The following is a 10,018-nucleotide window of genomic DNA, read 5'->3' as shown; positions in this document are numbered from 1 at the left end:
AGGCAACAGGCACAAGGCAAAGAGTGTTAAAATGTTTTTTTAGAAATTTTTAAGATCTTTTGCCTAATGCATACAGCAACTCAAAGCCTAGAGCAATCAACTTAAATCTAATTTGATTCTTAGTTTAATCGGTACTCATGTGGTGTGATACCTGTTTTTTGTTTAAAAAATCTTGTAAAATGCTGAGGATATTTAAACCCCAACTCATAGGATATTTCACTGAGTGACTTGGTAGTATCCAGAACTTTTTCCTTGGCAACATCCAACAATTTGAGTTGTATATATTCCAGTGCTGTTTTGCCAGTTTCTTTTTTTACCAAATCTCCAAAATAGTTCGGGGAAAGATGAAGCTTATCAGCAAAATAAGATACCGAAGGTAAACCATTGAAAGACAATTGGTTGCTATAGATATACGCCGTTAAATTTTCATCAAAGCTCTGAAGAATCCCTTTATTTGCTTCTACACGAGTGATAAACTGCCTTTCATAAAAACGGGTACAGTAGTCCAGTAAAATTTCGAGATTTGATACAATCAGTTTTTTGGAATGCTTATCAATGTTTTGATTAATTTCTGTAAAAATCAGCGTCATATAACTGCTCAAAATATCTCTTTCTCGCTCCGAGACATGCAAGGCTTCGTTTGACTGATAACTAAAGAATGTGTATTCATGAATATGTTTTCCAAGAGATGTACCTTTGATTAAATCGGGATGAAAAACCAAGGCTTTGCCATAAGGCTGATGTAATTCGCCTTCTGGCTCACTCGCAATAATTTGGCCTGGTCCAAAAAAAACAATTGTTCCTTCCGAATAATCATAATAGCGATTTCCATACCTTAAATCTCCGCAATGGGTATCCTTGAAGATGATGGCATAAAATCCCATCTGAAACTTTGTTCGGGGTAAGGGTTTGGAAAGCCCCAAATCTACAATGCTAATCAGAGGATGCATGGTCTGATTAGAAAATGTTTGGCAATATTGTTTTATGGTATCGTAGCTAATCATGTTTGCGAGCATTTGGAGAATACTTTTTGCTTAATCAGATGAGAGTAAAGCCCTATGACTAATTGGAGTATCCTAAATTAGAAAAGATTACTGGTTCTAAAGCATCTGCCTGTAAAATTGGTAAGGAAAACTGGGAAATGTATAAAAAAAGACAAATGTGTAAAGCTTAAATTTGATGTTGAAATTATCCAATCAACACAATACAGATGAATCATTTAAAAGTATCAATCCTGACGATTGCCGTATGCTTAAATTATTGGGCCTATGCACAAGAAGATAGTACCAAGTCAGTAAGTAATTTTAGAGGTTTTGTTGGAATTACGAATAATGGCTTTTCTATTATTCCTACTTTTTCACTCAATAGCCCAGCCACTAACATGAATTTTACTTGGCAGAAAAATCGTTTTAGTTTCAATCCAGATATTCGTTTGGTAACAGATGCGAGTAAAGGGGGGCTTATGTTTTGGTTTAGGTATCAATTAATTGAGCAAAAAAAATTTGGCTTACGTGTGAGCGCACATCCTGCTTTTTCATTGATAAGAAAAACCGTTAACGATGATGGAACACCAAGAGAAATAACCGAAATGTTGAGGTTTTTGGCCTATGAAATTGTTCCAAGTTACCAAATTACGCCGCATATCAATCTCAGTGCGGTATATCTACAAGGCAACGGTTTACAAAAACATGGGCCTCAGCTTACCAAGGTTTTGTTTCTTAATGCCAGTATTGCTAAGGTGAGTTTAGGAAAAGAAGTACTTTTTAGCTTTACGCCTTCGGTATACTTTTTAAATACAGATGGATATACTGGAAATTACATTTCTGCTTCTGCTGGGTTATCAAAGAAAGGATTTCCTTTGGCAATACAATACACTATTAATCAGACATTTAACTCCAATATTCCTGGCAATAAAGATTTTATGTGGAATGTCATGCTGACCTATAATTTTAATAAAAATTTCAAAAAAGTCTGAAAATTAAAATGAAAGATTATTCTTTAAATATTAATGGCAAAAAAGTAAAAGTAACTGCCGATTCAGAGACTCCAATGCTTTGGGTACTTCGTGACTATGTAAATCTCAAAGGTACAAAATTTGGCTGTGGTATGGGGCTTTGTGGAGCATGTACGATTCATCTCGACGGGCAAGCTGTTCGCTCATGTCAAACTCCGATATCTGTATTAGAGTCTTCCAGCAAAATTACTACAATTGAAGGTGTAACAGAAGGTTTGCATGCACCTACTATTGATAAGGTTGTACAAAAAGCTTGGATTGCAGAGCAGGTGCCACAATGTGGCTATTGTCAGTCAGGGCAAATTATGTCGGCTGTGGCGTTATTAAAATCTAACCCTAACCCAACAGATGATGATATTGATGCTTTTATGGCGGGCAATATTTGTCGCTGTGGAACTTACGTGCGCATTCGTAAGGCTATTCATCTGGCAGCAAGCGAATTAAAATTGGAAAAAACTAAAACTAAGCACACTCAAACAAGCCGTTAAACCTTATAACTATGTCAACTAAAAATGTCAATCGCCGTGATTTTTTACGATATGCAGGTGTATCAGGAACGGCATTTGTGTTAGGAATAGCGCATTCTTCCAAGGCAGATAATGTACAAGTAAGTTCTGTAAGCGCTTTGGAATCAACGCCTTTCAACTTTACGCCTTATATTGTTATCGAAAATACTGGGAAAATCATCCTTTTTAACTCCAAGCCAGAAATTGGCCAAGGCACTTACCAGTCTATCACAGCACTAATAGCAGAGGAGTTGGAAGTTTCGCCTGAACAGTTCGAGATTAGACAAACAGGTGGTGAAAAACAATTTGGTCCGGCACAGTTTTCGGGCGGTAGTTTCTCGGTTAGATCAAGCTATTTTGAAATGCGAAAGGTTGGCGCTGCCGCCCGTGAAATGCTCATTACAGCAGCTAGTCAGCTATGGGGAGTACCAGCAACAGAGTGCTATGCCGAAAAGGCACAGGTATTACACAAGCCTTCAGGAAAAAGTTTAAAATATGGCGATTTAGCAGAAAAAGCTTCGAAATTGGAAGTTCCTAAAGAGCCAAAATTAAAAGAGCCAAAGGACTTTAAATTGCTAGGGAAGTCTATCAAACGCCAAGATATTCCCTTAAAAACTACAGGAAAAGCCATTTTTGGGATTGATGCCTCGCTGCCCAATATGGTATATGCGTCGGTCGAACGCTGTCCTGTTTTTGGGGCAAGTTTGAAGAGCTATGACAAAACCGAAACCTTAAAAGTAGATGGTGTCGAGCAAGTTGTAGAAGTAGAACGTGTTTTTGGCGTATATAAAACAACAGGTGTTGCAGTTGTAGCAAGCAACTATTGGGCAGCACTTCAAGGAAGGAAAGCATTAAAAGTGTTGTGGGACTATCAGGGTAACGATACCTTTAACTCAAAAGACTATACCAAAACCTTACATGAACTAGCTCAAAAAGAGGGCGTTGAGGATGCCAATGTTGGCAATTTTGAAGAAACTTATCAAAATACCGTCAATAAGGTAGAGGCTTTTTATGAAACTCCTTTTGTATCGCATTCGCCCATGGAAGCAATGAACTGTACTGCATTCTGGAAACCCGACAATACACTCGAAATATGGACATCGACGCAAGTACCATCCGATACACTGAAAGATATGACAAGTCGTTTTGGGTTAAAGGAGGAAAATATCAAGTTGCATACAAGTTTTAGTGGTGGTGGCTTTGGACGCCGTTTGGCCATTGATTTTATCATTGAGGCTGTAAATTTATCCAAGGCAATACAAAAACCCGTGAAGGTAGTTTGGACACGTGAGGATGATACTCAGCTGGGGCCATTTCGTCCACCAACCTTTTCGGCTCTTAAAGGTGCTTTATCTAAAGATGGAAAATTAGTGGCGTTTCAGCATAAGGTTATTTCGCCAACCATTATGGCATTTTTAAATCCTAATAATGATAAAACGAAGCTAGACGGTACTATGACCGAAGGAATAAGTCATCAAAAGTATGAGATTCCTAACATGAAAAATCAGTTTGTATATGCAGATATACACATCCCCATGTTTTGGTGGCGGTCGGTAACTAGTTCAACACTAGCATTTTCGCACGAATGTTTTATCGATGAACTGGCACATCAAGCCAAGAAAGATCCTTTAGTATTTCGTTTGGAGATGCTTACCAAGGAATCTGATGCAAAAAGATTACTCAACAAACTAAGAGAAGTATCACATTGGGACAAGCCACTCGCCAAAGGTAAAGGCCGAGGAGTGGCTCAATGGGAGTTTTTTGCTGGTTTGGGTGGTCATGTTGTTGAGGTTACAAAATTGTCAAACAAATCTGTAAAGATTGACAAGGTATATGCTGTAATTGATTTGGGAACAGTGGTGAATCCCGATACTGTAAAAGCACAAATCGAAGGAGCGATTGTGATGGGAATCACTGCGGCTGTCAAAAATGGAATCACCTTTTCTGATGGAAAAGTAGAACAAAGTAACTTCCATGACAACCCTGTTTTACGTATTAATGAAGTTCCCAAAATTGAAGTACATATTTTGGCAGAAGGTGGTAAAGAAATAAAAGGAGTGGGAGAACCAGGGCTTCCACCTGTAGCACCTGCCCTGGCTAATGCGATTTTTGCTGCTACAGGTATCCGCATACGCAAAATGCCATTTGATATTGACAATTTGGCTTAACTAAGTAAAAGGAAGTGATTAGTAAACAGCCTGATTACTTGATATAATTGAAAGCAAGTTCAAGACTAAGTCTTGAATTTGCTTTTTGAATATAGAAACTTTATTAATCTTGATATGCACACATCAACAAACGATATATTTACCAGAATGCTGGCTGGAGAAACTATTCCTTTTTCGGATCCTGATTATCCTAAAATTATGGAAGCTGTTTCGCAAACTATGCGTATTGCTGCTCAACTAAATACCTCAACAAATATCGATGAGGCAAGAGCTTACTTGAGCGAAATTATAGGTGTTTCGATAGACGCTAGCACCACCGTCTTTATACCATTTTATACCAACTTTGGGCGATTTATCCAATTAGGAAAAAACGTTTTTATTAACCACGATTGTACTTTTCTTGATTTGGGAGGTATAACGATAGAAGATTATGTGATGATTGCACCAAAGGTAAGTCTTATAACAGAGAGTCATCCATTGCCATCTCAGGAGCGGCAGGCTTTGGTTCTGGGCAAAATACTTATTAAGAAAAATGCATGGATTGGGGCAAATGCCACAATTTTACCTGGTGTAACCATAGGTGAAAACTCCGTAGTGGCCGCTGGCTCGGTGGTGACAAAGGACGTACCCGACAATACCGTTGTAGCTGGAGTGCCTGCACGAGTAATTAGAGTTTTATAGCCTGATTCCTGATTGTAAGAATGTTATCTTCCTGTATTCATGAGGATTATATCTGTAAAAATGGTAAGCAAAACCGTAGAATTTATAAATATTACGCTTACTCGATGCCCTAACTTTGCTATTACCACAATCTTTATTGTATATGAAAACAACCCAAAAACTGTTTGAACTAGGACATGCCGTTTCCAAAGATTGGTTTACTGGAAATGCCTTTATCTTTCCTTTAGTTGCTAGAGATCAAAATAATGATTTTTCGGCAGGTAGCGTCACTTTTGAAATAGGAGCCCGAACTAATTGGCACACACATCCCAAAGGGCAAGTTTTGATAGTAATCGAAGGAGAAGGAATTTATCAAGAAAAGAATAAAGCCCCCAAGAAAATTATAAAAGGAGATGTCGTAAATATCCCCGAAAATGTGGTTCATTGGCACGGTGCAAGCGCAAAAACTCCAATGACTCATATTGCTATTACAAATTTTAAAGAGGATGTTCAAGTAACGTGGTTAGAACCCGTTCATGAAGCAGAATTTCAAGAAGCCAACAATGTTATATAGTTCAATTTTTAGTAAGTAAACATTCACCTTTAAATGTTTTGAGATGAAAAAATTAACTTTAGTTTTTAAACTAATTTTAGTAATGTTCATTAGCACGGCCTCCTGTGACAAAGATAGCTCCTTAGGGCCAGATGATAGATTTCTAGAAAATGAAATTCCCAATGATACTACTATGACCGAAATAACCAGTAATAAATTAAGAATTAGCATTGGCTCATCTAGCTTTACCGCCACTCTGTCTGACAATGCCTCAGCAAGAGCTTTTAAGGCACAATTACCTCTAACCCTTAATATGATAGAACTAAATGGAAACGAAAAATATGTTGATCTCTCTCAAAGTTTACCCACCAGTGCTTCGATTCCCTCAAGTATTCAAAATGGTGATTTAATGCTATACGGAGCAAATACCTTGGTTCTTTTCTACAAATCATTCAATACTTCTTACAGTTATACAAAACTTGGAAAAATAGATAATCCTACAGGTCTGCCCGCTGCTCTTGGCAATAGTAATATTACGGTTCGTTTTGAAATTATACAATGAAAAAAAGATTGATAAAATAGGATATACTCCCTTACATTCACAATTCGTCAATAGAACTGTACAGAAGTTTTCCAACAATTGCGGATTTCTGATTTCGGAAATAAAGTAAAATACCCTGATTATAAGACAAAATTGAAGTTACTAGCTCAAGACTTAGTCGAGGACTGATTTTCTAAACAGTTTGAAACTGTTTTTTATAAAATATAGAAGCTTACACTTCCGAAATCCCACCTTCAATATCCGAAATGGCCATTTTTTAAAATCCTTCGTACACGACTAGTTCAGCGTACATACTTATTTTGTACGTTATTGTTTGGGTCGTACTAGCTACAATTTTTCTGTATTTTTTCTCGTTGTACACACAGCCATATATCAACTAAACTATTTTAAAAAATTATATCAAATGAAAGCTATTCCGTTTTGCTACATTTTCGTCTTTGGAACACTACTTTTATGTTCTTGCGCCAAAAAAGACATTGTGCAGGAGCCAGTTCCTGAAGAAGAAGTCATAACCCCTCTTAATCCTGTAGAAACATTAGCCCCCAATACTCGCTATATCCCTGCCTTTGTGGGTCAAACCCGAATTTCGGGCGTAAAAACACAAGCGTCTATAGAGGTCTCGTTATTGGCAAGTGGCTTGAGTAGTCCTTGGGGAATTACAAGTCTTCCAGATGGTAGGCTTTTAGTAACCGAAAAAGCTGGAAGAATGAGAATTATCAGTACCTCAGGACAAGTTGGTAGTCCTATCACTGGCATTCCTACGGTTAATGCCGCAGGTCAAGGCGGACTATTGGGATTATGTATCGACCCCGATTTTAGTACTTCTCGTATGGTATATTGGTCATTTTCTGAAGCAGTTACTGGCGGTAATATTACCTCTATTGCCAAAGGGCGTTTAGCCAATAACGAATCCAGCATTGAAAACGCTACAGTCATTTATCGAGCGTTGCCTGCCAGTAGCAGTACCTTACATTATGGAGGGCGACTTGTCTTTGATTCTTCGGGTCAGTTGATAATTAGCACAGGAGAGCGTTCTAATTTAGATACTAGGCCTTTGGCTCAGTCTGTTAGCAATGCCTTAGGAAAGCTAATCAGAATTACCAAAAATGGTCAAGCAGCTACTGGAAATCCCACATTTAGTCAGGCAGGAGCTTTACCCGTACTTTACTCGATTGGTCATCGAAACCCCCAAGGATTGGCCATTCATCCTGTAAGTGGCGAAATTTGGCAAAGCGAACACGGCCCTAGGGGAGGTGACGAAATCAATAGAGTATTAGCTGGAAAGAATTATGGTTGGCCAACTATTACCTATGGGATTGAATATAGCGGACAAGTGATTGGGAGTGGTATTCAACAGTCTACAGGAATGGAACAGCCTGCCTATTATTGGGACCCTGTAATTTCGCCAAGTGGCATGACTTTTTATAAAGGCAATAAAATTCCTGAGTGGCAAAATAATCTATTTATAGGAGCACTCAGTGGTCAGCATATTGTTCGACTAGTAATTGAAAACAATAAAATTACAGGAGAAGAACGGCTATTAACAAATCTGGGACAAAGATTTAGAGATATAACTCAAGGTAACGATGGTGCTCTATACGCAATTACTGATCAAGGTAATTTATATAAAATAGATAAATCGAATAGATAAGCTTTCAGTACTTTAGGCAATAGGCTTTCAGCACTTGGCAAATATTTTCAAAATGTTTTTGCCGAAAGCCTATTACCTTGAGCTCAATTACCTAAGTTTCATTTTGATAGGATCCCACTGAATAATTTTTTTAGAAAAATAACTTTCATTACAGGCTAAGGCAGGAGCTGCTGCTCTAAAGCCAAATGTTGCATCCTCGACTACTTGCTTACCTGTACGGATTGAGTCAAAAAAATTGGTAAAATGGTCTAAATGATCGCTGTATCCAGCAGGCACTTTGAAAATGATATCGTCTTTGATTTTTCTTTTACGCTGCTCTGCGGTCCATTTGGCCTCATATTCAGCTTGCATTTCGGTTTGTAAACTTTTTGGAAAAGTAAATACCGAATCATAACCTCCAAAGCCAGGGGCTTCTGGCATAATACTGTGCTTGATGGTAATATTGTTGCCCATGACTTCAATAACGCCTTCAGACCCAACAAGCCTGATTACCTCCTGACCGCCTGTTCCACTGATAAAGTTTACTTGAAGCGTCAGCTGGAAAGCATCATGCTCCGAACAATCAGGATATTGCATGACTCCCGACATCACATCGGGCATATTGCGACCGTCTTTCCAATAGCTAAATTGTCCAGTACTGAAAATTGTTTCTGGTCCTTTTGAGTTGGTTATCAGGTGAGTGCCGCTCAAAAGGTGGATAAACAAATCTCCTGCAACCCCTGTTCCTACCTCCTTAAATGCACGCCACCAAAAGAATTTTTTTGCATCAAAAGCCATTTTTTCGGTCACTTCAATGAATTTATCCCAATTTGTAGTCATCGCATCTGCGTCTTTGGGGATGGTATATTCCCATGCTCCGATAGAACTTTGTCGGTCATACGCTGCATTTACCATATTGAGTTTTCCAATTTCACCAGCTGCCAACAACTCTTTTGCTTTGGCATAACCAATACTACTTACTCGCTGGCTTCCCACTTGCAAGACTTTACCTGCCTTTTTACTTGCTTCAATTACAGGGTGTCCCTCGCTGATTTTATAGACCATAGGTTTTTCACAATATACATGCTTCCCTTTGGCTAGGGCATCAAGTGTGATTCGTGCGTGCCAACAGTCTGTAGTACAAACTAATACAGCATCGATATCGGGTCTGTCTAAAAGCTCTTTGTAATTTATGGTTGTAAAAAGCTCTTTACCAAATTGCTCTTTAGCCTTTTCAATTCTCCCTGTATACAAATCACAAATACCTGCTAATTCTACACCCGGAACTTTCAACGCTGTGCTCAAGTCAAAATGGCCTTGTACTCCATACCCAATCACACCTATGCGAATCTTGTCGTTAGCCGAAATTTTTTTTTCATATTGCAGCATGCGCTCTTCAGCTTTTTGCTGATTGGCCAAAGAGGCAAAAGGAGAAACAGCAGAAACAAGGGTACTCGCACCTATTTGCTGTAAAAATCTTCTTCTGGAAGCGGAATCATTATTTTTCATAGAATAGTAAATATGTTTATTGGGGTTATTTTTGTTGGTCTGTAAATCAAAAGCTCTCAAACTTTATAGCTTAACTAAGTCATTGTTCAGTCTTGTTAGACAGCCCTTGAGTTTATTTGATAGGATAAAAATAGCTGATTTGTACGGCTTTGTGTAACGGTCTGTCGGGTGGTAATGATTTACCAATAATTGTTTTATGGAATGAAATACCAATGTGATTTACAAATCTGTATCGAGCAGACTTATCTTGTGAGAGGCCAACTTAAATATTTTTTTTAGGAGTAAAAAAAAGCCCATTATCAGGATATCTGACAATGGGCTTTAAGCTTTCAGTCGAAATATTTTTTGAACAAAAGCTAGTGGCTACGCAATTATGGCAGTTTATATTGCTGGAAAAAAGTCCAAATTACATCATT

At 38.2% G+C, this 10,018-nt stretch carries 9 protein-coding genes; 7 read left to right on the top strand and 2 right to left on the bottom strand.

All coding sequences use genetic code 11. From position 1 onward, the window contains the following. Positions 1–119: 119 nt before the first annotated feature. Entirely contained in the window at positions 120–1,016 is an 897-nt protein-coding gene (locus ACOVQ4_RS01735; protein WP_421818942.1) for a helix-turn-helix domain-containing protein, read from the bottom strand. Between the two features lie 194 nt (positions 1,017–1,210). Here ACOVQ4_RS01735 and ACOVQ4_RS01730 point away from each other — a divergent pair, with 194 nt between their 5' ends. The 7 genes from ACOVQ4_RS01730 to ACOVQ4_RS01700 all read left to right on the top strand — a co-directional run bounded on the left by ACOVQ4_RS01730 (position 1,211) and on the right by ACOVQ4_RS01700 (position 8,114). Next, positions 1,211–1,975, top strand: a complete 765-nt coding sequence (locus ACOVQ4_RS01730; protein ID WP_421818941.1) for a hypothetical protein — start codon at positions 1,211–1,213, stop codon at positions 1,973–1,975. Positions 1,976–1,983: 8 nt separating this feature from the next. Next, a complete protein-coding gene (locus ACOVQ4_RS01725; protein ID WP_421818940.1) occupies positions 1,984–2,502 on the top strand; it encodes a (2Fe-2S)-binding protein in 519 nt (172 codons plus the stop codon). Between the two features lie 11 nt (positions 2,503–2,513). Then, positions 2,514–4,688, top strand: coding sequence for a molybdopterin cofactor-binding domain-containing protein (locus tag ACOVQ4_RS01720; protein ID WP_421818939.1), 2,175 nt, complete (start codon positions 2,514–2,516; stop codon positions 4,686–4,688). Between the two features lie 114 nt (positions 4,689–4,802). Continuing rightward, complete coding sequence (locus ACOVQ4_RS01715) at positions 4,803–5,369, top strand: sugar O-acetyltransferase (RefSeq protein ID WP_421818938.1); 567 nt, start codon at positions 4,803–4,805, stop codon at positions 5,367–5,369. A gap of 142 nt (positions 5,370–5,511) precedes the next feature. Continuing rightward, positions 5,512–5,922, top strand: coding sequence for a cupin domain-containing protein (locus tag ACOVQ4_RS01710; RefSeq protein WP_421818937.1), 411 nt, complete (start codon positions 5,512–5,514; stop codon positions 5,920–5,922). Positions 5,923–6,004: 82 nt separating this feature from the next. Continuing rightward, positions 6,005–6,463: a cyclophilin-like fold protein gene (locus tag ACOVQ4_RS01705; protein ID WP_421818936.1), complete on the top strand. Its 459-nt coding sequence runs from the start codon at positions 6,005–6,007 to the stop codon at positions 6,461–6,463. A gap of 403 nt (positions 6,464–6,866) precedes the next feature. After that, positions 6,867–8,114: a PQQ-dependent sugar dehydrogenase gene (locus ACOVQ4_RS01700; protein WP_421818935.1), complete on the top strand. Its 1,248-nt coding sequence runs from the start codon at positions 6,867–6,869 to the stop codon at positions 8,112–8,114. Positions 8,115–8,201: 87 nt separating this feature from the next. Here the strand turns inward: ACOVQ4_RS01700 and ACOVQ4_RS01695 are convergent, their stop codons facing one another. Further along, positions 8,202–9,602: a Gfo/Idh/MocA family protein gene (locus ACOVQ4_RS01695; RefSeq protein WP_421818934.1), complete on the bottom strand. Its 1,401-nt coding sequence runs from the start codon at positions 9,600–9,602 to the stop codon at positions 8,202–8,204. Positions 9,603–10,018 lie beyond the last annotated feature (416 nt).

This window comes from Flectobacillus sp., assembly GCF_049240685.1.
Classification (GTDB): Bacteria; Bacteroidota; Bacteroidia; order Cytophagales; family Spirosomataceae; genus Flectobacillus.
This window is presented reverse-complemented; position numbering and strand designations above follow the sequence as displayed.